We start from the raw sequence: 23,775 nt of genomic DNA, 5'->3' as shown, positions 1-23,775 counted from the left end.
GCTGTATCGGCTACAGTCCGTCACAGATACCTCTCGCGTCCGCCCGACCTCAAGGAGCCCGCATGTCCGAGCAGCAGATGACGTCAGTGCCCCAGCCCCAGACCGTGCCCGTTCCCCGCGACGCCGTGATCGTCGGCGGCAACCGCATCCCCTTCGGCAAGGCCGGCGGGGCGTATGCCTCGGCCTCCAACCAGGCCATGCTCACCGCCGCGCTGGACGGGCTGGTCGCACGGTTCGGGCTCGCCGGGCAGCAGGTCGGCGAGGTGGCGGCCGGGGCGGTGCTCAAGCACTCGCGCGACTTCAACCTCACTCGAGAGTCGGTCCTCGGCTCGGCGCTGGCCCCCACGACGCCGGCGTACGACCTGCAGCAGGCCTGCGGCACCGGCCTGGAGACGGTCATCCAGGTCGCCAACAAGATCCGGCTGGGCCAGCTAGACTCCGGCATCGCCGGCGGGGTCGACTCGGCCAGCGATGCCCCGATCGCCGTCGGCGAGGGCCTGCGCAAGGCGCTGATCAAGGCGAACGCCGCCAGGACCCCGATGCAGCGGGTCAAGGCGCTGGCGGGCATCCGCCCCGGCGACCTCGCCCCCGAGACGCCGCGCAACGCCGAGCCCCGCACCGGGCTGTCGATGGGCGAGCACCAGGCCCGCACCGCCCTGCAGTGGGGCGTCCCCCGCGAGGCCCAGGACGAGCTGGCGGTCGCCAGCCACCACCACCTCGCCCGGGCGTGGGACTCCGGCTTCTTCGACGACCTGGCCACCGGTTTCCTGCGGCTCTCCCGTGACGAGGGGCTGCGCCCCGACACCTCCGTCGAACGGCTGGCGCAGCTGCAGCCGGTCTTCGGCCGGGGTGAGGGCGCGACGATGACCGCGGGCAACTCCACCCCGCTCTCCGACGGTGCGGCCGTGGTCCTGCTCTCCACCCGCGAGTGGGCGGCCGAGCGCCACCTGCCCGTGCTGGCCCGCTTCGTCGACGCCGAGGTCGCCGCCGTCGACTACGTCTCCGGTGACGAGGGGCTGCTGATGGCTCCCGCGTATGCCGTGCCGCGCCTGCTCGCCCGCCGCGGGCTGACGCTGCAGGACTTCGACTGCTACGAGATCCACGAGGCGTTCGCCTCGACCGTGCTGGCCACCCTGAAGGCCTGGGAGTCGGAGGAGTTCTGCCGCGACCGGCTGGGGCTCGACGCGCCGCTCGGCCGGATCGACCGGGACCGGCTCAACGTCAACGGGTCCTCGCTGGCCGCGGGCCACCCGTTCGCGGCGACCGGGGGCCGCATCGTGGCCACCCTGGCCAAGCTGCTCTCCGAGAAGGGCCCCGGCAGCCGCGGGCTCGTGTCCATCTGCGCCGCCGGCGGCCAGGGCGTCGTCGCGATCCTGGAAGGGTGCTGACCATGGCCGACATCGTGCAGATCCTCACCACCAACCCGCTCGCCCGCCAGCTCGGCGTTCCCCAGCCGACCGACCTGCGCCGGGGCCGGGAGCTGCCCTCCGGACCGGTGGTGCTGGCCACGGCCGGCGGCCCCGGTTCCCTGGTGCGCCAGACGCTCGACCTGCTCGGGATCAACCCGCTTGACGCGCTCGTCGACACGCCCGCGACCCGGGTCACCGAGACGGACGAGGAGGGGCGCACCCGGGAGGTGCCCCCGTCCTACCCCTCGAGGATCGGGGCGATCGTCCTGGACGCGACCGCGCTGACGACGGTGGAGGACCTCGAGCAGGTCCGGGCGGTGCTGCGGCCCGCCCTCCGCTCGCTCGAGGCGTCCGGCCGCGTCGTCGTGGTGGGCCTCGAGCCGGACACCGCCGGGGCCCCGACCGCCGTGGCCAGCCAGCAGGCGCTGCAGGGCATCACCCGCACGGTCGGCAAGGAGCTGCGCAAGGGGGCGACCGCCAACCTCGTGCTCGTCGACCTGCTCACCGGCACCCCCACGACGGCGGCCGACCTCGCCTCCACGCTCTCCTTCCTGCTGGAGGGACGCTCGGCCTACGTGTCGGGCGAGATCCTGCACGTCGGTCATGCCGGCGACGCCGCGGCCCCGGCTCCGGCCCGGCGCCCGTTCGAGGGGCAGATCGTGGTCGTCACCGGTGCCGGCCGGGGGATCGGCGCCGCCATCGCGGAGACCTTCGCCCGCGACGGGGCGATGGTGGTCGCCGTGGACGTGGCCGCCGGCGGCGAGGGTCTGTCGAAGGTCGCCAACCGCATCGGCGGCCACGCGCTCCAGCTCGACATCACCGCCCCCGACGCCGGCTCCCGGATCGCCGGCCACGTCGCCCAGCGCTTCGGCGAGGCGGCCCGGATCCACACCGTGGTGCACAACGCGGGCATCACCCGCGACAAGCTGCTCGTCAACACCGACGAGGAGCGCTGGGCCAGCGTGCTCGAGGTCAACCTGGCCGCCCAGATCCGCATCAACGCGGTGCTGCTCGAGCGCTCCCTGCCCGGTGGCCTCGACGACGGCGGCCGCATCGTGACCGTGTCCTCCACGACCGGCCTGGCGGGCAACGCCGGGCAGGCCAGCTACGCCGCCTCCAAGGCGGGGCTCCTCGGCCTGGTCCGCGCGATGGGCGCCGACCCCCGGCTGGCGGAACGGGGGATCACGGTCAACGCGGTGGCGCCCGGTGTCATCGCGACCGAGATGTGGGGCAAGGTGCCGCTCGTCAAGCGCGAGCTCGGCCAGCGGATGAACAGCCTCCAGCAGGCGGGCCGCCCCGTGGACGTCGCGGAGGCCATCGCCCACCTCGCCGACCCCGCCACCGCCGCCGTGACGGGCCAGGTCCTGCGGGTCGAGGGCCAGCTCATGATCGGAGCCTGAGGATGACCGACGACGACAACCCCGACCGACGGGTCGGCGGGAACGCTCCGACGGGTGCGGACGGCACGGACCGAGGGGTCGGCGCGGACGCTCCGACGGGTCCGGACGGTCACGACCTCGACGTCCGCCTGCTCGACTCGGCGCCCAACCTCTCCGGCCTCTTCGCCCGGGCCGCCGCCACCGGCGCCCGCCGCCCGGGGTCCGAGGTCAGGCTGCCGACCCACCGGCTGATGCTGGCCGACGTCGGCCAGGACGTCCGGCGCCTGGCCGACTACTCGGAGGTGACCGGGGGAGTGCTCTCCGACCGGCTCCCCGCCACCTGGCTGCACGTGCTGACGTTCCCGCTCCAGGTCTCCCTGATGGCCGGGCGGGAGTTCCCGTTCCCGATGCTCGGTATGGTGCACGTCGCCAACGCGATGACCCAGCGCCGGCCCGTCCTCGTCGGTGAGACCCTCACCCTGTCCAGCTGGGCCGACAACCTCCTTCCGCACCGCCGGGGCCGCACCGTCGACCTCCTGGGCGAGGCCAGGGTGGGGGGCGAGGTCGTGTGGGAGGGCCGCTCGACCTACCTCGTGCGCGGGCAGGGCGGCGACGAGGCCCCTGCGCGGGGCGAGGAGCACGTCATACCCGAGGTCGAGCTGGCCACCTGGCGCCTGCCCGGCAACCTCGGCCGGCGCTACGCGAAGGTGTCCGGCGACGTCAACCCGATCCACCTCTCCGCGCTGTCGGCGAAGGCCTTCGGGTTCCCGCGCGCCATCGCGCACGGCATGTGGACCCACGCCCGGGTGCTCGCCGCCCTGCAGCCGCGGCTGCCCGGGGCGTTCCGCGTCGACGTGCAGTTCGCCAAGCCCGTGATGCTGCCCTCGACGGTGGTCCTGCGAGGCACCTCGACGGGCCTCACCGGGGTGCCGGAGGCCCTCGCGGTCACCTCCCGGGACGGGGGCCGCACCCACCTGACGGCGCAGGTCAGGGACGTGTGAGGTGACCTCGCGGCGGTGCCGGTCCTCGTTTTGGAGGTGCCCGGCACCGTCGTGTAAGGTTGCTTCTCGCTGCCTGCGGGATGCTGTCCGGCAGGAATTCAGCCCGCCCCTATAGCTCAGTCGGTAGAGCGTCTCCATGGTAAGGAGAAGGTCAACGGTTCGATTCCGTTTGGGGGCTCTGGCAGGTCGGTCCTCCCGGGCCGCGCCTCCCGAGGCGGGATAGCTCAGCTGGTTAGAGCGCACGACTCATAATCGTGAGGTCGCGGGATCGAGCCCCGCTCCCGCTACCGAGATCGTCCGGCGTCAACAGTCACACCCCTTCTGAGAGCAGGTTGCAACCGTGGCAGGCAAGTCCCAGGACATCCGCCCCAAGATCACCCTGGCGTGCACGGAGTGCAAGGAGCGGAACTACATCACCAAGAAGAACCGGCGTAACAACCCCGACCGGCTCGAGATGGCCAAGTTCTGCCCGCGCTGCGGCAAGCACACCGCGCACCGCGAGACCCGCTGACTCCACGTCAGTCACGCGAGGCCGTCACCCGAGCAGGGTGGCGGCCTTCGTCGTCCCGTTAGGCTGGCCGGCATGCCTCTCAACCCCGACTTCGCCGGCCGGGAGTACCCTCCGGCCGGGCCGTTCCCGGTGACCCGTGCGGAGATCGCGGCCTTTGCCGACGCGATCGGCTCCGACAACGCGGCGCACCGGGACCCGGGTGCCGCCGCCGCGCTCGGGCACGCCGACGTCGTCGCCCCGCCGACCTTCGCCGTCCGGCTCGCCCAGCGGTGCGAGGCCCAGCTCGTGCAGGACCCGGCCGCGGGCATCGACTTCTCGCGCGTCGTCCACGGTGAGGAGGGCTTCACCCACCACCGCCCGGTCGTCGCGGGCGACGTGCTCCATGGCGTCCTCCACGTGGACCGGATGCGCGAGGCCGGGGGGCACGGCATGGTGTCCACCCGCGTGGAGCTGACCGACCAGGACGGGCGACCGGTCACCACCGTGACCTCCACCATCGTCGTGAGGGGGGAGGCCTGATGAGCGGGGAGACCCAGGGCGCCGCTGCCGTCGACCCCTCCGCGCTGCGGCGCACGGTCGTCGTCGACCGCGCCCGCCTCGTGGACTACGCCGCGGCCTCCGGCGACCAGAATCCCATCCACCAGGACGTGGCCGCTGCCCGGGCCGTCGGCCTGCCCGACGTCATCGCCCACGGCATGTGGACGATGGGTGCTGCCCTGGACGTCGTCACCTCCTACGTCGACGGCGACCCCGCGCGGATCCTCTCCTGCGGCACCAAGTTCACCGGCATGGTCGTCGTCCCCGAGGGGCGGACCGTCGAGGTGCTCGTCGAGGGCGCCGTGCGGATGACGGACGAGGCCGCCGGCACCCAGACCCTCGAGCTCACCGTGACCTGCGGCGGCGAGAAGGTCCTCGGCCGCTGCCAGGCCGTGGTCCGGGCATGACGGGAAGCGGGACCGGCACGCGCACGGCATACCCGCCCCTGGCGGACCTGACGACGATGCGCGTCGGCGGGGCCGCTCACCGGCTCGTCACGGCGACCACGGAGGCGGAGCTCGTCGAGGCGGTGCGCGACGCCGATGCCGCCGGTGAGCCCCTGCTCGTGGTCGGGGGCGGGTCCAACCTCCTCGTGGCGGACGAGGGTTTTCCCGGCACGGTGGTCGTCGTCCGGACCACGGGGATCGAGGTGCCCCACGAGAGCTCCTGCGGCGGGGTCAGCGCCACGGTCGCGGCCGGCGAGGTCTGGGACGACGTCGTCGCGCACGCGGTGGAGCGCGGCTGGTCCGGCATCGAGGCGCTCTCCGGCATCCCCGGCTCCACCGGCGCCACCCCCGTGCAGAACGTGGGCGCCTACGGCCAGGAGGTCGCGCAGACGATCGCGCAGGTGCGGGTGTGGGACCGGGTCGACCAGCGGGTCCGCACCCTCTTCGGCCCGGACCTGCAGTTCTCCTACCGGCACTCGGTGCTGAAGGAGTCGATGCTCGGCCCCGACGCGCCCGCGGGCGCGGTCACCCCGCGCCAGGTCGTGCTCTCGGTCACCTTCTCGCTGCGACCCACCGAGCTCTCCCAGCCGATCGGGTATGCCGCGCTCGCCACCGGGCTGGGGGTCGACCTCGGCACCCGGGTCCCCCTCCGGGACGCCCGCGAGGCGGTGCTCGAGCAACGACGCCGGCGCGGGATGGTCCTGGACGCCACCGACCACGACACCTGGTCGTGCGGGTCCTTCTTCACCAACCCGATCCTCACGCCGGAAGAGATGGCCCGGGTGCGCGATCGGGCCGCCCGGCGGCTCGGTGCCGACGGTCCCGCCCCGCCCGAGTTCCCGGCCGACGGCGGGGGTCGCGTCAAGACCTCCGCGGCCTGGCTCATCGACCGGGCCGGGTTCGCGAAGGGCTACGGCACCCTCGACGGCCGGGCCGCGGGCCTGTCGACGAAACACACGTTGGCCCTCACCAACCGTGGCCAGGCCCGTGCCGCCGACGTGCTGGAGGTCGCGCGCGAGGTGCGCGACGGCGTCGAGGCGGCCTTCGGGGTGCGGCTCGTCAACGAGCCCGTGCTCGTCGGCCTGGAGCTCTGAGCGACCTCGCGGGTCGACCGGGCGTCCCGCTGCGATGATGCCGACCATGAGGATGCCTGCCCTGCTGGTCGTGCTCGCGGCGCTCGCGCTGCCGGCGTGCGGCTCGGCGACGGGCCCCGCGCCGGCGGATCCGGGGGAGGCGACACCGACCGACCACGTCAGCCTGGACGAGGGGCTCGTGGGCCGGGGACTGCTGATGCAGGACTCGCCCGGTGCCGCGGTGGAGCTGTGCCTCGGTCCCTCCGCGTCGTCCTACCCGCCCCAGTGCGGTGGGCCCACGCTCGAGGGGGACTTCTCGTGGGACCAGGTGGAGGCGCAGGTCGAGGGTGACGTCACGTGGACCGAGGAGCCCTACTGGGTCGTGGGGCGCTACGACCCGGACGACGGGAGCCAGGGGTCCTTCACCCTGGTCCGGGCGCCCAGCACCGACCCTCCGGCTGGCTGGACCGCTCCGGAGCCGACGTCCGTGCAGTTCCCGCAGCTGTGCGAGGACCCCACCGCGGACGTCCCTGAGGTGGACCAGGTGGCGCGGACGGCCGGGGCTGGTGGGATGACCGAGGAGCAGGCGCTGATGGAGCTGGTCCGCACCCTGGACGGCTACGTGAGCTCCTGGGTGTCGGACGGGGGGCCGACGTTCAACGTCGTCGTCAGCCGGGACCCCGAGGGCGCGCGCTCGTCGATCCGCACGGTGTTCAGCGGCCCGCTGTGCGTGGAGCAGCGGGACCTGCCGACCGAGGTCGACGTCCGCGCCGCGCAGCAGGCCCTGCTCGACCGCGACGACCTGCGGATGACGGAGCTGTCCAGCGGGGTCTCCGGTCTGCTGGACGTGGGAGTCGTCGTCGCCGACACCGTGACGGTCGAGGCCATCCACGACACGGTGGGGGACTGGCTCACCCCGCAGCAGGTCGTGGTCCGCGGCGAGCTCCAGCCCCTGCGTCAGGGCTCGTGAGGCCTCGTCCACGATCCGCTGCCGGGCGCTCAGTACGGCCATGTCGCGCCGTCATCGTCGTCGCGCGGTCGTGGCTTCCTGCCGTAGCGGGTGCCGGGCGGCGGGGTGAAGCCCTCCGCGGTCCATCCTGGCCGCTGCCAGTCGCCACGGTCGCCACGGTTGCCGAGAACCTCGTGGTACCACCACCACGTCGGACCGTCCCTGCTCTCACGAACCTCCCGGTGAGGGGGGAACCTGCTCCCCGACCGCGTGGTCGCCTCGAGGTCGGTCGGCTCCCACGCGGTCGGCGGCCGGGCCTGGTCCGCCGGCACGACGACCAGCTCGTACCCGGTTCCCCGCAGCAGCCACAGCAGTGACTCCAGCCGCACCCCGCCTGCGTCGACCTCGGCGCGGGCGAGCGCCGCCCGGCTCAGGCCGCGGGCAGCGGCGTAGGCGCGCTGGCTCTGTCCCCGCCGCCGACGGTCCGCCCGCAGCGCCAACCCCACTTCCCGCCGGGCGCCCTCCCCCGACCTCTCCCGCCCAGTCATACCCGGCAGCATCCCCGTCGGTCGCCGTCCCCACCAGGCCTGACCCCTCGGCTGTGGACACGACCCCGGCACGCCCCAGGGTTGTGGACGCGCCACGTGACACCGGCTCACCCCCTGACCCACTGTGTCGGGCGGATCCTCACGTGAACCACCGGACACACCGGGTCAGGTGGTGAGCCGCCGGACCCATCGGATCAGGGGGTGAGCCACCGGACTGATCGGGTCAGGGGGCGAATCAGTGTCACGCCCCTGAGGAAGGACTCGCGGGGACGGCAGGGCACGTCCGCCCCGACCTCGCCGAACGTGCGGCGCCCACCCACCCTGTCGAGCGAACTGCTCACCGTCCAGGGGGGCGGGCGAGCCAGGTGCGGACATCCTCCAGCATCCGTCGGCGCAGTTCCGGCGGCGCCAGCGAGCCCTCGATGGAGCCGCGGGCGAGGCGGGCGAGGGCCTCGTCGTCCAGTCCCTGGTCGCGCCGGGCGCTCTCGTACTGGTCCACCAGGCGGCTGCCGAAGAGCAGCGGGTCGTCCGCCCCGAGGGCCACGCGCGCGCCGGCCTCCAGGAGACGGCGCAGCGGGACGTCGGCGAGGGTCGGGTAGACCCCCAACGACACGTTGCTCGTCGGGCACACCTCCAGCGTCACCTGCTCGCGGACCACACGGTGCAGCACCGCGGGGTCCTCCGCGGCGCGCACGCCGTGCCCGAGGCGGTGCGGCAGCAGGTGCTCCATGGCCACGGCGACGTGGTCGGCGCCGAGGAGCTCCCCCGCGTGCGGCACGCTGGCCAGTCCTGCCCGGGCTGCGATCCGGAAGGCCGGGGCGAAGTCGCTCGTCATACCCCGGCGCTCGTCGTTGGACAGCCCGAACCCGACCACGGTGCCCGCCCCCTCGCCGGCGTGGCGCGCGGCGAGGCGGGCCAGCGTCCGCGCCTCCAGGGGGTGGCGCATCCGGCTGGCCGCGACGACGACGGCCACCGCCGTCCCGGTGGCGGCGCTCGCGGCCCGCGCCTCGTCGAGCACGATCTCCAGCGCGGGGGTGATCCCACCGACGAAAGGCGCGTAGGAGGTGGGGTCGACCTGCAGCTCCAGCCACCGCGACCCCTCCGCAGCGTCGTCCTCCGCCGCCTCCCGTACGATCCGCCGCATGTCCGCCTCGCCGCGCACGCAGGCCCGGGCCGCGTCGTAGAGCCGCTGGAACCGGAACCAGCCCCGCTCGTCGGTGCCCGACAGCTTCGGCGGCCACCGGGTCGTGAACGCCTGCGGCAGGCGCATCCGGTGCTGCTCGGCGAGCTCGCGCACGGTGGACACGCGCATCGACCCGGTGAAGTGCAGGTGCAGGTGCGCCTTCGGCAGCTCGACGACGGACCGGGGCACCATGGCGACCATGTATAGCGCCCCGGTCAGCACCCGTCCCACCCGGGGGACAGCCCCACAGCGCACCCCCAGAACCCGTCACTAGAGTTCCGAAGCGTGTCAGTCATCCGCACCGAGTCGCTCACGAAGCGCTACGGCTCCACCTCCGTCGCTGCGCTCGACGGCCTGACCATCGACGTCGGGCCCGGGGTGACCGGGCTGGTCGGCGCCAACGGGGCAGGGAAGTCGACGCTCATCAAGATCCTGCTCGGGCTTCTGGAGCCGACCGCCGGCGACGCGCAGGTGCTGGGGCACGACATCCGTTCCGACGGCACCGCGATCCGCACGGTCGTCGGCTACATGCCCGAGCACGACTGCCTCCCCCCGGACATGCGCGCCATCGACTTCGTCGTCCACATGGCCCGCGTGTCGGGGCTGCCGCCCGCCGCCGCGCGCGAGCGGGCCGCGGACGTGCTGCGCCACGTCGGGCTGGCCGAGGAGCGCTACCGGCTGATGGGGGGCTACTCGACGGGGATGAAGCAGCGCGCCAAGCTCGCGCAGGCGCTCGTCCACGACCCGAGGCTCGTCATGCTCGACGAGCCCACCAACGGCCTGGACCCCGCCGCCCGGGAGGACATGCTCGCCCTCGTGCGCCGTATCGGCCACGACTTCGGCATCCCGGTGCTCGTCACCTCCCACCTGCTCGGCGAGCTCGAGCGGATCAGCGACCACGTGGTCGTCCTCGACTCCGGCCAGCTGCTGCGCTCCGAGGCGACCGGCTCCTTCCTCGCCGACACGGGCGTCGTGCTCGTGGAGGTGATCGGCGACCGCGGACCGGACGGGGTCGACGCGCAGACCAGGATGGGGGAGGCTCTCGCCGCCCGCGGCGTCACCTGCCGACCGAGAGGTGCCCTCATCGAGATCCAGCCGGCGGCGCCGCCGGGCGGGAGCGACGGCATACCCGAGGACCGGGAGGCGGCCGTTCTCCAGCTGGACACCCTGCGCGACCTGGTCCGCGACGCGGCGGCCGACCTCGGCCTCGGTCTCGTCCGGGTGCAGCCCCAGACGGGGCGGCTCGAGGACGTCTTCCGCGAGGAGGTGGCAGGCTGATGGCGAGCGAGCGAACCGGGGTCATCCACGACATCGGCTACCGGACCTACACCGGGCCCCGCGAGGGCAGGTGGGCCATCGTCGCCGCGCTCCTGCGGCACGGTGCCCTCTCGACCTTCGGCTTCGGGCGGTCGGGGCGCGCCAAGGTGCTGCCCTTCGGGCTGCTCGTCGTCACCCTCGTGCCGGCGATCGTCTTCGTCGGCATCCTCAGCTTCATCGGCATGGACGCCGAGCTGCTCAACTACGCCGGCTACCAGCAGGTCACCTCGGGCTTCGTCTCGCTCTTCGTGGCCGCCCAGGCACCGGTGCTGTTCACCCGCGACCTGCGCTCGGGGGCGATCAGCCTCTACCTCGCACGTCCCCTCGGGGCGGCGACCTTCGCGCTGGTGCGCTGGGGCTCCCTGGTGCTGGCGATCCTCGCCTTCGTCGTGACCCCCCTGCTCGTGATGTTCTTCGGCGGGCTCGGGGCGGGGGCGAGCTTCCCGGAAGAGGCGCCGAAGCTGCTCGTCGCGCTGGGCGGCGCGGTGCTCCTCGCCGTCCTGCTGGCGACCATCGGCGCCACCGCCGCCAGCCTCACGATGCGCCGCGGCCTGGCCATCGGCGGGACGATCGTCGTCCTGATCTTCGGCCTGGGCGCGACGGCGATCCTCCAGGAGATCGGGCGGGAGCAGAACCAGGAGGCCGCAGCCGCGTGGCTGAGCCTGTTCTCGCCGTTCGTCCTCGTCGACGCGGTCCAGCACGGGCTCGGGGACGCCACGAGCTCGTTCGAGACCCCGCCGGACGACCCGGCCACCGCAGCCCTGCTGCTCCTGAGCGCCCTGGCCCTGGCCGCGCTCGCGCTGCTCATGCTCGTCCGCCGCTACCGCAGGAGGGGGTCGCGGTGACCCAGCTCGTCCTGGACAACGTCAGCCGCTGGTACGGCAACGTCGTCGCCGTCAACGACGTCTCGATGACGATCGGCCCTGGGGTCACCGGGCTGCTGGGCCCCAACGGCGCCGGCAAGTCCACCCTCATCGCGATGATGGCCGGCTTCCTCGCCCCGTCGGCCGGGGAGGTCACGCTCGGCGGCGCCCAGGTGTGGCGCAACGTCGGGGCCTACCGCGAGCTGGGCCTGGTCCCCGAGCGCGAGGTCAGCTTCGCCTACCTCACCGGCCGGCAGTTCGTGCAGGCCAGCGCCGAGCTGCACAAGCTGGGCGACCCGCGCGGTGCCACGCAGCACGCGCTCGAGGAGGTCGACCTGGTCGACGCCGCCGACCGCGCGATCAGCACCTACTCCAAGGGGATGCGCCAGCGCGCCAAGCTGGCCGGCGCCCTCGTGCACGACCCCGGCGTCCTCCTGCTCGACGAGCCGTTCAACGGCGTCGACCCGCGCCAGCGGATGCACCTGATGGCCCTGCTGACCCGGATGGGGGAGGAGGGCCGCACGGTCCTCTTCTCCAGCCACATCCTGGAGGAGGTCGAGCAGATCGCCCGGCACGTGGAGGTCGTGGTCTCCGGCCGGCACGCCGCCAGCGGCGACTTCGGCGCCATCCGGCGGCTGATGACCGACCGACCCACCCACTACACGGTCCGCAGCAGCGACGACCGCCGGCTCGCGGCCGCCCTCATGGGGCAGCGGAGCGTGCGAGGTGTGAGCCTGCAGTCCCCGACCGGCACGAGCGAGGTCCACGTGGAGGTGACCGACATGGGCGACTTCACCCGGGCGCTGCCCACCCTGGCCCGGGACGCCGGCATCACGGTGCGCGAGCTGACGCCCACCGACGAGTCCCTGGAGTCGGTCTTCACCTACCTGGTGCAGTCATGAACCCCACCATCAGCCGACTGGCCCTGCGCGGTCTCGTCGGTCAGCGCCGGGGGCTCGTCCTCCTCGCCCTGCCGCTCGTCCTCATCCTCCTGGCGCTCGCCGTCCGCCTGCTCACGGGCGAGCCGATCAGCGCCAGGGGAGTCCTCGTCGAGGTCGGGCTCGCCGTGGTCGTCCCGCTCGTCGCGCTCCTGGCCGCCAACGGGGTGCTCGGCCCCGAGATCGACGACGGGTCGGTCGTCTACCTCCTCTCCACCCCCGTCTCGCGGTATGCCGTCGCCGCCAGCAAGTGGGCCACCGCGGCCGGGGTCTCGGTCGTGCTCAGCTCCGGAGGACTGGCCGCCGCGGCACTGGTGGGCGGGGTCAGCGGGCGCTGGGTGCTGGGCTCCGCGGTGGCCGGGGCGATCGCCGCCATCCTCTACACGGCCCTGTTCGCGGCGATGTCCTCGGCGACCCGCCACGGGATGATCGCCGGGCTCGTCTACGTCCTGCTCATCGAGCGCGGGCTCGGCACCCTGCTCAGCGGTCTGCGTTACCTGTCGGTGCAGGCCTTCACCCAGCGGATCGCCGAGCAGGTCGCCGACATCGACATGCCCGTCGACATGGGGCTGGTGTATGCCGTGGTCGCGGTCGTCGTCGTGCTCGTCGGCGGCGTGGCCATGGCCGGGTGGCGGCTGGAGCGCTTCCAGCTGCGCGGCGACGAGTGAGCGTGCGCGCCATACCCTCCTGACCTGCGGATTGCATATCTATGCGTGACTCCGCATACACTGTTGCCCATGTCCAAGGTCTTGACGAGCATCCCTGTCGGTGAACGTGTCGGCATCGCCTTCTCGGGCGGTCTGGACACCTCGGTGGCGGTCGCCTGGATGCGCGAGAAGGGCGCCGTGCCCTGCACCTACACGGCCCACATCGGTCAGTACGACGAGTCCGACATCGACGGGGTCCCGGGTCGCGCCCAGGAGTACGGCGCCGAGCTCGCGCGGCTCGTGGACTGCCGCCCGGCGCTCGTCGAGGAGGGCCTGGTCGCCCTCGCCTGCGGGGCCTTCCACATCCGCTCCGGCGGGCGCACCTACTTCAACACCACGCCGCTGGGCCGCGCCGTCACCGGCACGATGCTGATCCAGGCGATGAAGGCGGACGACGTCCACATCTGGGGCGACGGGTCGACCTACAAGGGCAACGACATCGAGCGGTTCTACCGCTACGGCCTGCTCGCCAACCCGCAGCTGCGGATCTACAAGCCGTGGCTGGACGAGGCGTTCGTGCACGAGCTCGGCGGGCGCGCCGAGATGAGCCAGTGGCTCACCGAGCGCGAGCTGCCCTACCGCGCCAGCAAGGAGAAGGCCTACTCCACCGACGCCAACATCTGGGGTGCCACGCACGAGGCCAAGAGCCTGGAGCACCTCGACACCGGCATCGAGATCGTCGAGCCGATCATGGGCGTCCGGTTCTGGGACGCCGGGATCGACATCGAGCCCGAGGACGTCACGGTCTCCTTCCGCGACGGCCGCCCGGTCGCGATCGACGGGGACGACTTCGCCGGTGACGCCGTCGCCCTCGTGATGAGGGCCAACGAGATCGGCGGGCGCCACGGCCTCGGGATGGCCGACCAGATCGAGAACCGCATCATCGAGGCCAAGTCGCGCGGCATCTACGAGGCGCCGGGCATGGCGCTGCTGCACATCGTCTACGAGCGCCTCCTCAACGCCGTGCACAACGAGGACACGATCGCGGCCTACCACCAGCAGGGGCGGGCGCTGGGCCGACTCATGTACGAGGGGCGCTGGCTCGACCCGCAGGCGCTCATGGTCCGGGAGTCGTTGCAGCGGTGGGTCGCCTCCGCGGTCACCGGCTCGGTGACGCTCCGGCTGCGCCGCGGGGAGGACTACTCGATCGTGGACACCGCGGGCGACACCTTCTCCTACCACCCGGACAAGCTGTCGATGGAGCGCGTCGCGAACCAGGCGTTCGGGCCGACCGACCGGATCGGGCAGCTGACGATGCGCAACCTGGACATCGCCGACTCCCGGTCCCGGCTGGAGCAGTACGTCGCGATGGGGCTTCTGGGCAACGGCACCGACGGTGTGGCCGCCCTCGGCATGGCGACCACCAAGCTCGTCGGGACGCTCGAGGCGGGCGGTGCCGAGAGCATCGTCGGCGGCGTCGGACCCACGGACGAGGAGGAGGAGGCGCTGGACCGCGCGGCGATGGAGTTCGGCACCGACTGACGCCTCGCCCCCTCAGCGCCCCACGATCACCGCTCTCCCGCGCCCGGTCGCCCACCTCAACTCACAGGCACGAAGCCTGCTCCCGGCGGCATGCATCCGCCGTTCCTAAGGTTTCACGCCTGTGAGTTGCGAGGGTGAGCGTCAGCGGGCCTCGCCGAGCAACGCCTGGATCCGCCCGACACCCTCCACCAGGTCGTCGTCACCCAGCGCATAGCTCAGGCGCAGGTAGCCGCTCGGGCCGAACGCCTCGCCGGGCACGACGGCCACCTCGACCTCGTCGAGGATGAGCTCCGCGAGCTCGGCCGAGGTGCCCGGACGCCGCCCGCGGATCTCCTTGCCCAGCACCCCCTCGACCGAGGGGTAGGCGTAGAACGCCCCCTGCGGCACCGGGCAGTGCACCCCCTCGATCGCGTTGAGCATCTCGACCATGAGTCCGCGCCGCCGGTCGAAGGCCACCCGCATCTCCTGCACCGCGTCCAGCGAGCCCTCGAGCGCCGCGACGGCCGCGCGCTGGGAGACGTTGGCGACGTTGGAGGTCGCGTGGCTCTGCAGGTTGGTGGCCGCCTTGACCACGTCCTTGGGCCCGATCATCCAGCCCACCCGCCAGCCGGTCATCGCGTAGGTCTTGGCCACCCCGTTGAGCACGACGCACGTGTCGGCCAGCTCGGGGACGAGGACCGGCATCGACGGCGCCTGCGCCCCGTCGTAGAGCAGGTGCTCGTAGATCTCGTCGGTGACGACCCAGATGCCGTTCTCCAGCGCCCAGCGCCCGATCGCCTCGACCTGCTCGGGCGGGTAGACCGCTCCGGTCGGGTTGGAGGGGGAGCAGAAGAGCAGCACCTTGGTCCGCTCCGTGCGCGCCTCCTCCAGCTGCTCCACGGTGACCAGGTATGCCGCGTCGGCGCCGGCGAAGACCTCCACCGGCTCGCCGCCCGCGAGCCGGATCGCCTCGGGGTAGGTGGTCCAGTACGGCGTGGGGAGGATGACCTCGTCGCCCGGGTCGAGCAGGGCCGCGAAGGTGTTGTAGACCGCCTGCTTGCCGCCGTTGGTGACGAGCACCTGGGCCGGCTCCACGGCATACCCCGAGTCGCGCTGCGTCTTGGCGACGATCGCCGCCTTGAGGTCGGGCAGCCCCCCCGCGGGGGAGTAGCGGTGGTTGACCGGCTGCGAGGCCGCCTCGACGGCCGCCCGGACGACGTAGTCCGGGGTGGGGAAGTCGGGTTCTCCGGCGCCGAAGCCGATCACCGGGCGGCCCTGCGCCTTGAGCGCCTTCGCCCGGGCGTCCACGGCGAGGGTGGCCGACTCGGCGATCGCGCCGATCCGGCGGGAGATGCGGGGCGTGGTGGTCTGCGTCTGCTCGCTCACGGCGCCCATCTTTGCACCTGGACTGGCGCTCACGTAGACTGCCTGATCGGGTGTTCGCACCGTGCGCCAGCCTGCCCCCACCGCAGTCGGCGCGTGTCCACCCGGTGAAGGGCATTAGCTCAATTGGTAGAGCACCGGTCTCCAAAACCGGCGGTTGGGGGTTCGAGTCCCTCATGCCCTGCGCGAACGATCAGGCCGACCGACCCGATCGCGACCGACGACCTGCACGAAGGAAGGCGACCCGTGGCGAACCAGGCTCACGACATCGAGGGTGTCGCGCGCAGCCAGGGTGGTTCCGGCCAGCCGGCCCGCCCCGCGACCTTCGTCGCGCAGGTCATGGCCGAGCTGCGCAAGGTCGTCCAGCCGACGCGGCGGGAGCTGATCACCTACACCATCGTGGTGCTCGTCTTCGTCGCGGCGGTGATGGCCTTCATCTTCGGCATGGACCAGTTGTTCCAGTGGCTCATGGGTCTGGTCTTCGGACGCTGAGTCCGACCCCGACCGAGCCCCAGGCGGCGCCCCGCGCCGCCGACCACCCGAGGAAGTAGGGCATGTCCGAGCAGACCCCCCAGAACGACGTCCGGCTGGACGCCGGCGACCCCTCCGTCGACGAGGGCACCGCCGAGCAGACCGTCCAGGAGGCCGACCTCGAGGCGGCGCGCGAGTTCGACGGCGACGCCCCCTCCGACCCGGCGCAGGACGCCGTCTACGCCGAGGACCACTTCGAGACCGAGCCGGTCGAGCAGGGTGACGTCGAGGCCGCCGACGACGAGGCTGCCGACTCCGACGACGCGGCTGCCGACGACGAGCCCGCCGAGGAGGCGCCCGCCGAGGTCGACCCCCTCGAGGAGTTCAAGGCCAACCTGCGCGGGAAGTTCGGCGACTGGTTCGTCATCCACTCCTACGCCGGTTACGAGAACCGCGTCAAGCACAACCTCGAGACGCGCATCACGAGCCTCAACATGGAGGACTTCATCTACGAGGTGGAGGTCCCCATGGAGGAGGTGCGCGAGATCAAGAACGGCCAGCCCAAGCTGGTCCGTCGGGTCCGGATGCCCGGGTACGTCCTCGTCCGCATGGACCTCACCGACGCCTCCTGGGGCGCCGTCCGCCACACCCCCGGCGTGACCGGCTTCGTCGGCAACGCGCACCAGCCGGTGCCGCTGTCCATCGACGAGGTCGTCAGCATGCTCGCCCCCCGCTTCGAGGCCCCGGCCAGCACCCCCGCGGCCAAGGGCGGCTCGTCCGGTGGCGGCAAGTCCGCTCCCGCCCTCGAGATCGACTTCGAGGTCGGCGAGTCCGTCACCGTCATGGAGGGTCCGTTCGAGACCCTTCCCGCCACGATCTCCGAGGTCATCCCCGAGAGCCACAAGCTCAAGGTGCTGGTCTCGATCTTCGGCCGCGAGACTCCCGTCGAGCTGTCGTTCAACCAGGTCTCCAAGCTCTAGCAGCACCGACCTGCACCTCCGGCGTCGACCGACGCCGGGCACTGCAACCGGGTCATCGCCCACGGCGTCGGCCCACAACCAGGAAGAGACAGCATGCCTCCCAAGAGCAGGAAGGTCTCCGGCTTCATCAAGCTGCAGATCCAGGCCGGTGCGGCCACCCCCGCACCCCCCGTCGGCCCGGCCCTCGGCCAGCACGGCGTCAACATCATGGAGTTCGTCAAGGCCTACAACGCCGCGACGGAGTCCCAGCGCGGCAACGTCATCCCGGTCGAGATCACGGTCTACGAGGACCGCTCGTTCACCTTCGTGACGAAGACCCCGCCGGCCGCCGAGCTGATCAAGAAGGCCGCGGGCGTCCCCAAGGGCTCCAGCGAGCCGCACAAGACCAAGGTCGCCAGGCTCACCGACGCCCAGCTCACCGAGATCGCCGAGATGAAGATGCAGGACCTCAACGCGAACGACGTCGACATGGCCAAGCGGATCATCGCCGGCACCGCCCGCTCGATGGGCATCACCGTCGAGTGACGACACCTCCCGGGTATGCCGCCCGCCCACCAGGGCGGTCGGCCCACCCGGGACCGGGGTCACCCGAGCGCCCGCACCCGCGGGCGCGACGGCATACCCCACCTGTGGCAGGGCCTGCGCTGGCCCGTCCGACCACAGCTCCACCATCACACCAAGGAGTGAACATGAAGCGCAGCAAGGCCTACCGCGCCGCCGCCGAGAAGATCGAGGACGGCCGTCTCTACACCCCGGTCGAGGCCGTCCGCCTCGCCAAGGACACGGCGTCCACCAAGTACGACCCGACCGTCGAGGTCGCCCTGCGCCTGGGCGTCGACCCGCGCAAGGCGGACCAGCTGGTCCGCGGCACCGTCAACCTGCCCAACGGCACCGGCAAGACCGCCCGCGTCGTCGTGCTGGCCAACGGTGACAAGGCTGAGGCCGCCCGCGAGGCCGGTGCCGACCACGTCGGTTCCGACGACCTGATCGAGCGGATCAGCGGCGGGTGGACCGACTTCGACGCGGTCGTGGCGACCCCGGACCTCATGGGCAAGGTCGGCCGCCTCGGCAAGATCCTCGGCCCGCGCGGTCTCATGCCGAACCCGAAGACCGGCACCGTGACGATGGACACCGCCAAGGCCGTGACCGAGATCAAGGGCGGCAAGATCGAGTTCCGCGTCGACAAGCACAGCAACCTCCACTTCATCATCGGCAAGGCCTCCTTCGACGAGGCCAAGCTGGTGGAGAACTACGGGGCGGCGATGGACGAGATCCTGCGGCTCAAGCCGTCGGCCTCCAAGGGTCGCTACGTCACCAAGGCCACCGTCGCCACCACGATGGGCCCCGGCATCCCGGTCGACCCCTCGCGCGTGAGCAGCCTGGTGGCCGAGAGCGAGTGACCTCCCCCGGTCTGACCGCCTGACGGAGGCCCCCGACGTCCGCGTCGGGGGCCTTCGGCGTCCCCGGGCACGACGTGCGGCACCGCCACGCCGACCCGGGCGGGCGTGCAGGTCCACCGGATGCCACGCGCCAGTGTCGCCAGGTGTGGATCCTGCTGCGTCGGAGAGAGCGGCCCGGGCATCTTCGGCCCCCGCGCGGTCAGGGAGGCCACAGCAGCGCGTTCGCCTGTGGACAGAGCCGGCTGCCTTGGCGCGCTCTCGGCGAGACTGCTCGCGTGGACGAGGACATACACCGGTTGCTCGAGGCCCAGGGCGGCGCGGGGAGCGTCACGCAGCTCCTCGTGGCCGGTGCCTCCCGGCGCGTGGTGGACGAGACTGTGCGCCGTGGGGACCTGGTCCGCGTGCGCAACGACGCCGTGATTCTCCGCGAGGCTCTCGCGTCCTCGACACCGTGGGAGCGGAGGGGGCTCACTGTGCGCGCCGTCGGGCACAGCCTCGCCCCCGCCGGATCGGGCTCGCATGCGCTCAGTCATCAGAGCGCGCTCATGATCCACGACCTGCCGTACTTCGGTGAGGGCGACCTGGTGCACCTCGTGCGCACGGATGCCCACCGCGGTCGGCGAGACGCCACGATCTTCGTCCACGGCCCGGTGCCGGGGTGGGCGGTGGAGGAGGTCGACGGGCTGCGCGTCGTCGGTCCAGCCCTGGCTGCGCTGCAAGTCGCGCAGTCGTGCGGACCCGAGGCTGGCATCGTCTGCCTGGACGGAGTGCTTCGCCGCGCCGAGGATCAAGACCTGCACGACATGGGGCAGCGTCACGGACCCAGTCGGGCCTCCGTCATCGAGCAGGTGGACTGCCTCCTGGAATCGTCGATCATGACACGCACCCGGCACGTCTCCACGGTGCTCGAGCTGATGGACGGCCGGAGCCAGTCGGTGGGGGAGAGTCGTTCCCGCTGGCTGCTGCACCTCCTGGGCTTCGGTCGGGCGACACCACAGTTCGAGATCCGTGACCGCACAACCCTCTACGGCGTGGTCGACCTCAAGCTGGCGGACCACGCGGTGATCGTGGAGTTCGACGGCACCACGAAGTACACCGGACCGGGGGACCTGTTGGCCGAGAAGCGCCGGGAGGATCAGATCCGCGATCTGGGATACGAGGTGGTGCGGCTCACCTGGTCCGACCTCGCCCACCCGAGGCTGGTCAGGCAGAAGATCCTCGCGGCCATCGCCCGGGCGCAGGCCAGGTCCCGTGTGGGATGAGGGTGCAGCGGAATCCACCGAGGAGGCCGCCCTCGGGCATGCATGCAGGGGGATCTTGCTGCCCAGCGCTTGAGGTGCAGCGGAATCCACCGATGAGGACGCCCTCGGGGATGCATGCAGGGGATCTCGCTGCACGGTGCTTGACGTGCAGCGAAATCCACCGGGGCTTGCATCGTCGACGTTGCTCGACGTGGATTCATCTGCATGCCCTCAGAGCCAGGGGCAGCGCTCGACGAGGCCGTTTCGGCCGGTCACGGGGGAGGCATGCCGCAGGGATGACAGCACGGCCTCCTCGACGACGTCGGCCACGGCGGCGAACCAGGGCCGCAGCCACGGACCGTCGCGGCGATGCCGGGGCTCCGTGGTCGTCCACGCCACAACGAGCTCGCCCGACCCGTGGTCGGTCACGACGCCCGTGCGGGCGAGTCCGTTCTGGGCCCGACGGGCGAGCCGGCCGAGCTGGCGGGCGTCGAGCGGCGCGTCGGTCGCGAGCAGCACGATCACCGAGCCGTCGGCCGGTGCGTCGTCGGTGTCAGGACCGCCACCCCGCCGACCCGCTGCATCCTGCCGAGCCGCACCCTGCCCCGCCGCGCCCTGCCCTGCTGCGCCTTGCCCCGCCGCGCCCTGCCCTGCTGCGCCTTGCCCCGCCGCACCCTGCCCCGCCGCGGCCCGCCCGTCCGCGTCCGACATCCCGACCCGCCGCCCGTGCACCACCAGGTCCTCGGGCCGGCCCATGTTGGTGAGCACCAGGGCGCCGAGCGTGGCGCGGCACACCTCGTCGTCGACGGCGGCGGACGAGGTGCCGATCCCACCCTTCCAGCCGAAGGCGACCATGCCGTGGCCGGCGCCCACCGACCCCTCCTCGACGGGATGCCCGTCCCGGCGCCTCTCCGCCAGACCGATGGCCTCGGCGACGTGCTCGGCCCGCACGGCGAGGGCGCGCTGGTCGTTGAGCCGTCCGTCGTTGCACTCCAGCACCACCGGGTTGACCGTCTCCGGGCGGCCCAGGTCCGGATGGCGCGCGAGGAGGTGCCGGACCACCCCCTCGTGGGCGGCTCCGACCGCCAGCGTGCTGGTCAGCACCAGCGGCGTCTCGATCTCGCCGAGCTCGGCGACCTGGACCAGCCCCACCGGCTTGCCGTAGCCGTTGACCACGTGCACGGCGGCGGTGACCGGAGCCGCGAGCAGGTCACGGGCGGCGGGGAGCACGCACGTCACACCGGTCCGCACCGAGTCCCCCGCCCCGCCCAGGGTGACGTGGGCGACGCGCACGCCGGGGACGTCGGTGAGGGCTCCCATGCCCGCATCCTCCCAGCCGACGGGCGGGCCCGGGGTGGGCCGTCAGCCCAGGCCGAGCAGCTCGCGGAGGTACTGCGGCAGCATGGCCCACCAGGTCGGCCACTCGTGCTCGTAGTCGGGGCCCCAGTTGTCGACCCGGTTCGGTATGCCGCGCGCGCCCAGCACGTCCGCCATCCGCCACGACTCGTCGATGTCCTCCCAGGCCCCGGTGCCGGAGGCGAGGAGGACGTACCGCTGCCGGTGGAGCTCGAGGCCGGCGCCGTCCATCCCCGGCAGGAACCGCTGCGGCGTCGCGTAGAACAGGTCCTCGGTGTAGCCGCCGACGAAGCGCTCGATCTCGTAGGTCCCGCTCATCGCGATGGCCAGCCGGAACAGGTGCGGGAACCGGCACAGGAGGGCGACCGAGTTGAACGCCCCGATCGAGGAGCCGGTCACCGTCACCAGTCGGTGGCCGGAGTCGGCCTGCATGGCGGGGACCACCTCGGCGGCGACCGCCTGGTGGAACTGGTTGAGCAGCCAGCACCGGTACGCGACGTCGCCGTGCTCCTGCATCATGGCCTTCCCGGCCACGCTGTCGCAGGAGTAGAGCCGCACGTGGCCGGCGTCGATGAGGTCGCCGAGCACGTCGACGAGCTTGTGCCGCTCCACCTCCTCCGCGTCACCCCCGGCGGTGGGAAGGGCGAGGACCGGCACGCCGTCGTGGCCCCAGCGCGCGAGGGTGATGTCCTGACCCATGCGGTCCGAGTACCAGCGCTCGACAGATTTCATGCGCTAGGTCTACCCGATGACGGGCCCCCGCGTCAGGTCGTGGCTCGGGCAGCCGTGGATTTGGGCCGGGCGAACGGGATGCCGTACTCTGGCGGCATACCCAATGACCGCCGGTTGTCGGCGTGCCCGGGGCGCGAGCCCAGGAGACGCCGGCCGAAGGTTCCCGACAGCGGGAGCGACCAGCGCAGGAGTGTGAAGAGCCGCCGCGGTGAGGACCTGTCCGAGCCCCGGAACCACGAGCCCCGAGCGCCCTGCGCCGGGGCTCTCGCCGTGAGGGGCCGGGGGGTATCCGGCACCACGTGACGAAGGAGGCCCACATGGCGACTGCTGAGAAGGCTGCAGCCATCGCGGACATCGCGGAGAAGTTCCGCACGTCCGGCGCGGCCGTGCTCACGGAGTACCGCGGCCTGACGGTGAGTCAGCTCACCCAGCTGCGCGGCTCCATGCGCGAGCACGCCACCTACTCCGTGGTGAAGAACACGCTGACCAGGCGTGCTGCTGCCGAGGCCGGCATCGAGGGCCTCGACGAGCACCTGGTGGGCCCCACGGCCATCGCCTTCGTCACCGGTGACCCGGTGGAGGCGGCCAAGGGCCTGCGTGACTTCGCCAAGGCCAACCCGGCCCTGGTGATCAAGGCGGGGGTGCTCGACGGCAAGCCGTTGAGCCCCGAGGAGATCACCAAGCTCGCGGACCTGGAGTCCCGCGAGGTCCTGCTGGCCAAGCTCGCCGGCGCCATGAAGGCGAACCTGAGCAAGGCCGTCTACCTCTTCGCCGCCCCGCTGTCGCAGACCGCCCGGGTCGTCGACGCGCTGCGCGCGAAGGTGGAGGAGCAGGGCACCGCCGCACCCGTCGAGGCTGCTGCCGAGACCCCCGTCGAGGCTGACGCCGAGACGCCCGCCGAGGCTCCGGCCGAGGCTTCCACCGACGTCGCCGAGGGTGGCGACGAGAGCTGAGCCGCGTCGACCGCGAGGTCGTCCGGAGCAGCACCATCACAACCCGCCACTCACGGCACAACGAGAAAGGAACGCCACCATGGCGAAGCTGAGCACCGAGGAGCTCCTTGACCAGTTCAAGGAGATGACCCTGATCGAGCTGTCCGAGTTCGTCAAGGCTTTCGAGGAGACCTTCGAGGTCACCGCTGCCGCCCCGGTCGCCGTCGCGGCCGCCGGCGCCCCCGCCGGCGGCGGCGACGCCGTCGTCGAGGAGGAGCAGGACGAGTTCGACGTCGTCCTCGAGGCCGCTGGCGACAAGAAGATCCAGGTCATCAAGGAGGTCCGCGCGCTGACCTCCCTGGGGCTGAAGGAGGCCAAGGACCTCGTCGACGGCGCTCCCAAGGCGGTCCTGGAGAAGGTCGACAAGGACGCCGCGAACAAGGCCAAGGAGCAGCTCGAGGGCGCCGGCGCCACCGTCAGCGTCAAGTGAGCCCGGCCCGGGCGGCCTGACCGCCCGGGACCGCTCCGCACGGGCGGGGTCGCACCAGCAGCACGCTGGTCGCGGCCCCGCCCTCGCTGTTCCCCCGGGTATGCCGGGGGCGCTCCGCTCCTCGTGGGTGGGCCCGGGGGCGCACCTCCGCGGGCGCGCGACACGCCATACCGGGCGGTCCGGCTTGACGGATGGCGGGGCCACGGGCGAGAGTGTTCTCGCCGAACCGGGGGGCGGGAGCGCAGGTCCCGGTCGCGACGTCGCGACCGATTGGATCTGGCTCGCTCATGCGTGTATGCTGTCGCTTTGCGCTGCCCTTCACCTGCCCCCGTACTCCACCGACCGACGGCATCGCGCGTCGCCGCCCCACGACCAGGGACCGGAAGATGCGCTTGACACCGTCGAGTCGTCGTGTCCGGAGGCTGGCCGGGGTGGCCTGACCTTAGCCGCCCATCAGGCCCGTGGAAG

Annotated in this window: 26 protein-coding genes and 3 tRNA genes; 24 read left to right on the top strand and 5 right to left on the bottom strand. The window is 72.4% G+C overall.

The window, feature by feature from the left end; translation table 11 throughout:
- Positions 1–62: 62 nt before the first annotated feature.
- The 10 genes from D4B81_RS11665 (at position 63) to D4B81_RS18150 (ending at position 7,326) form a co-directional block, all read left to right on the top strand.
- Complete coding sequence (locus D4B81_RS11665) at positions 63–1,388, top strand: acetyl-CoA C-acetyltransferase (RefSeq protein ID WP_237565960.1); 1,326 nt, start codon at positions 63–65, stop codon at positions 1,386–1,388.
- Between the two features lie 2 nt (positions 1,389–1,390).
- Complete coding sequence (locus D4B81_RS11660; protein ID WP_122262796.1) at positions 1,391–2,809, top strand: 3-oxoacyl-ACP reductase; 1,419 nt, start codon at positions 1,391–1,393, stop codon at positions 2,807–2,809.
- A gap of 2 nt (positions 2,810–2,811) precedes the next feature.
- A complete protein-coding gene (locus D4B81_RS11655) occupies positions 2,812–3,789 on the top strand; it encodes a MaoC family dehydratase (protein WP_122262795.1) in 978 nt (325 codons plus the stop codon).
- A 105-nt stretch (positions 3,790–3,894) separates the two neighbouring features.
- Positions 3,895–3,967 (top strand) — tRNA-Thr (locus D4B81_RS11650).
- A gap of 35 nt (positions 3,968–4,002) precedes the next feature.
- Positions 4,003–4,076, top strand: a tRNA-Met gene (locus tag D4B81_RS11645).
- A gap of 53 nt (positions 4,077–4,129) precedes the next feature.
- The gene (rpmG, locus tag D4B81_RS11640; RefSeq protein WP_097188228.1) at positions 4,130–4,300 is read left to right on the top strand and encodes a 50S ribosomal protein L33; all 171 of its coding nucleotides are present in this window, start codon (positions 4,130–4,132) and stop codon (positions 4,298–4,300) included.
- 72 nt (positions 4,301–4,372) lie between these two features.
- Entirely contained in the window at positions 4,373–4,819 is a 447-nt protein-coding gene (locus D4B81_RS11635; RefSeq protein WP_122262794.1) for an FAS1-like dehydratase domain-containing protein, read from the top strand.
- A complete protein-coding gene (locus tag D4B81_RS11630; RefSeq protein WP_122262793.1) occupies positions 4,819–5,244 on the top strand; it encodes a MaoC/PaaZ C-terminal domain-containing protein in 426 nt (141 codons plus the stop codon). Before D4B81_RS11635 ends, D4B81_RS11630 begins: the two co-directional genes overlap by 1 nt.
- The gene (locus tag D4B81_RS11625; RefSeq protein WP_122262792.1) at positions 5,241–6,377 is read left to right on the top strand and encodes a UDP-N-acetylmuramate dehydrogenase; all 1,137 of its coding nucleotides are present in this window, start codon (positions 5,241–5,243) and stop codon (positions 6,375–6,377) included. Before D4B81_RS11630 ends, D4B81_RS11625 begins: the two co-directional genes overlap by 4 nt.
- Positions 6,378–6,423: 46 nt before the next feature.
- Positions 6,424–7,326, top strand: coding sequence for a hypothetical protein (locus D4B81_RS18150; RefSeq protein ID WP_161965136.1), 903 nt, complete (start codon positions 6,424–6,426; stop codon positions 7,324–7,326).
- Between the two features lie 29 nt (positions 7,327–7,355).
- Here the strand turns inward: D4B81_RS18150 and D4B81_RS11615 are convergent, their stop codons facing one another.
- Positions 7,356–7,853, bottom strand: coding sequence for a hypothetical protein (locus D4B81_RS11615; protein WP_161965135.1), 498 nt, complete (start codon positions 7,851–7,853; stop codon positions 7,356–7,358).
- A gap of 337 nt (positions 7,854–8,190) precedes the next feature.
- Complete coding sequence (locus tag D4B81_RS11610) at positions 8,191–9,228, bottom strand: adenosine deaminase (protein WP_122262904.1); 1,038 nt, start codon at positions 9,226–9,228, stop codon at positions 8,191–8,193.
- Between the two features lie 93 nt (positions 9,229–9,321).
- On the opposite strand from D4B81_RS11610, the gene D4B81_RS11605 reads away from it, so the two are divergent.
- The 5 genes from D4B81_RS11605 (at position 9,322) to argG (ending at position 14,343) form a co-directional block, all read left to right on the top strand.
- Positions 9,322–10,314, top strand: coding sequence for an ABC transporter ATP-binding protein (locus D4B81_RS11605; protein WP_122262790.1), 993 nt, complete (start codon positions 9,322–9,324; stop codon positions 10,312–10,314).
- Entirely contained in the window at positions 10,314–11,198 is an 885-nt protein-coding gene (locus D4B81_RS11600) for a hypothetical protein (RefSeq protein ID WP_122262789.1), read from the top strand. The genes D4B81_RS11605 and D4B81_RS11600 overlap by 1 nt, the downstream gene beginning before the upstream one ends.
- On the top strand, positions 11,195–12,118 hold the full coding sequence (locus D4B81_RS11595) for an ABC transporter ATP-binding protein (protein ID WP_097188221.1): 924 nt from the start codon (positions 11,195–11,197) through the stop codon (positions 12,116–12,118). The genes D4B81_RS11600 and D4B81_RS11595 overlap by 4 nt, the downstream gene beginning before the upstream one ends.
- Entirely contained in the window at positions 12,115–12,822 is a 708-nt protein-coding gene (locus D4B81_RS11590; RefSeq protein ID WP_122262788.1) for an ABC transporter permease, read from the top strand. The genes D4B81_RS11595 and D4B81_RS11590 overlap by 4 nt, the downstream gene beginning before the upstream one ends.
- Positions 12,823–12,891: 69 nt before the next feature.
- Positions 12,892–14,343 carry an argininosuccinate synthase gene (argG, locus tag D4B81_RS11585; RefSeq protein WP_122262787.1) on the top strand — a complete coding sequence of 484 codons (1,452 nt, stop codon included), beginning with the start codon at positions 12,892–12,894 and terminating at the stop codon, positions 14,341–14,343.
- Positions 14,344–14,484: 141 nt separating this feature from the next.
- Here argG and D4B81_RS11580 read toward each other — a convergent pair whose 3' ends face one another.
- The gene (locus D4B81_RS11580; protein WP_122262786.1) at positions 14,485–15,717 is read right to left on the bottom strand and encodes a pyridoxal phosphate-dependent aminotransferase; all 1,233 of its coding nucleotides are present in this window, start codon (positions 15,715–15,717) and stop codon (positions 14,485–14,487) included.
- A 99-nt stretch (positions 15,718–15,816) separates the two neighbouring features.
- Between D4B81_RS11580 and D4B81_RS11575 the strand changes: the two genes are divergently transcribed.
- The 7 genes from D4B81_RS11575 to D4B81_RS11550 all read left to right on the top strand — a co-directional run bounded on the left by D4B81_RS11575 (position 15,817) and on the right by D4B81_RS11550 (position 19,818).
- A tRNA-Trp gene (locus D4B81_RS11575) sits at positions 15,817–15,889 on the top strand.
- 62 nt (positions 15,890–15,951) lie between these two features.
- Positions 15,952–16,197, top strand: a complete 246-nt coding sequence (gene secE / locus D4B81_RS11570) for a preprotein translocase subunit SecE (RefSeq protein ID WP_097188217.1) — start codon at positions 15,952–15,954, stop codon at positions 16,195–16,197.
- 62 nt (positions 16,198–16,259) lie between these two features.
- Entirely contained in the window at positions 16,260–17,156 is an 897-nt protein-coding gene (gene nusG / locus D4B81_RS11565) for a transcription termination/antitermination protein NusG (RefSeq protein ID WP_122262785.1), read from the top strand.
- A 93-nt stretch (positions 17,157–17,249) separates the two neighbouring features.
- A complete protein-coding gene (gene rplK / locus D4B81_RS11560) occupies positions 17,250–17,681 on the top strand; it encodes a 50S ribosomal protein L11 (protein ID WP_097188215.1) in 432 nt (143 codons plus the stop codon).
- 15 nt (positions 17,682–17,696) lie between these two features.
- Positions 17,697–17,843 carry a hypothetical protein gene (locus tag D4B81_RS18145; RefSeq protein WP_161965134.1) on the top strand — a complete coding sequence of 49 codons (147 nt, stop codon included), beginning with the start codon at positions 17,697–17,699 and terminating at the stop codon, positions 17,841–17,843.
- A 2-nt stretch (positions 17,844–17,845) separates the two neighbouring features.
- The gene (gene rplA, locus D4B81_RS11555; RefSeq protein ID WP_097188214.1) at positions 17,846–18,556 is read left to right on the top strand and encodes a 50S ribosomal protein L1; all 711 of its coding nucleotides are present in this window, start codon (positions 17,846–17,848) and stop codon (positions 18,554–18,556) included.
- A gap of 275 nt (positions 18,557–18,831) precedes the next feature.
- On the top strand, positions 18,832–19,818 hold the full coding sequence (locus D4B81_RS11550; protein ID WP_122262784.1) for a hypothetical protein: 987 nt from the start codon (positions 18,832–18,834) through the stop codon (positions 19,816–19,818).
- A gap of 210 nt (positions 19,819–20,028) precedes the next feature.
- Here the strand turns inward: D4B81_RS11550 and D4B81_RS11545 are convergent, their stop codons facing one another.
- Positions 20,029–21,117, bottom strand: a complete 1,089-nt coding sequence (locus D4B81_RS11545; RefSeq protein WP_122262783.1) for a P1 family peptidase — start codon at positions 21,115–21,117, stop codon at positions 20,029–20,031.
- Positions 21,118–21,159: 42 nt separating this feature from the next.
- Positions 21,160–21,885, bottom strand: coding sequence for an esterase family protein (locus D4B81_RS11540; protein WP_122262782.1), 726 nt, complete (start codon positions 21,883–21,885; stop codon positions 21,160–21,162).
- A 317-nt stretch (positions 21,886–22,202) separates the two neighbouring features.
- On the opposite strand from D4B81_RS11540, the gene rplJ reads away from it, so the two are divergent.
- Together rplJ and rplL are read left to right on the top strand one after the other, a co-directional pair.
- A complete protein-coding gene (gene rplJ / locus D4B81_RS11535; RefSeq protein ID WP_097188209.1) occupies positions 22,203–22,838 on the top strand; it encodes a 50S ribosomal protein L10 in 636 nt (211 codons plus the stop codon).
- A 79-nt stretch (positions 22,839–22,917) separates the two neighbouring features.
- Positions 22,918–23,307, top strand: coding sequence for a 50S ribosomal protein L7/L12 (rplL, locus tag D4B81_RS11530; RefSeq protein ID WP_097188208.1), 390 nt, complete (start codon positions 22,918–22,920; stop codon positions 23,305–23,307).
- Positions 23,308–23,775 lie beyond the last annotated feature (468 nt).

This window comes from Ornithinimicrobium cerasi, from assembly GCF_003702705.1.
Classification (GTDB): domain Bacteria; phylum Actinomycetota; class Actinomycetes; order Actinomycetales; family Dermatophilaceae; genus Ornithinicoccus; species Ornithinicoccus cerasi.
This window is presented reverse-complemented; position numbering and strand designations above follow the sequence as displayed.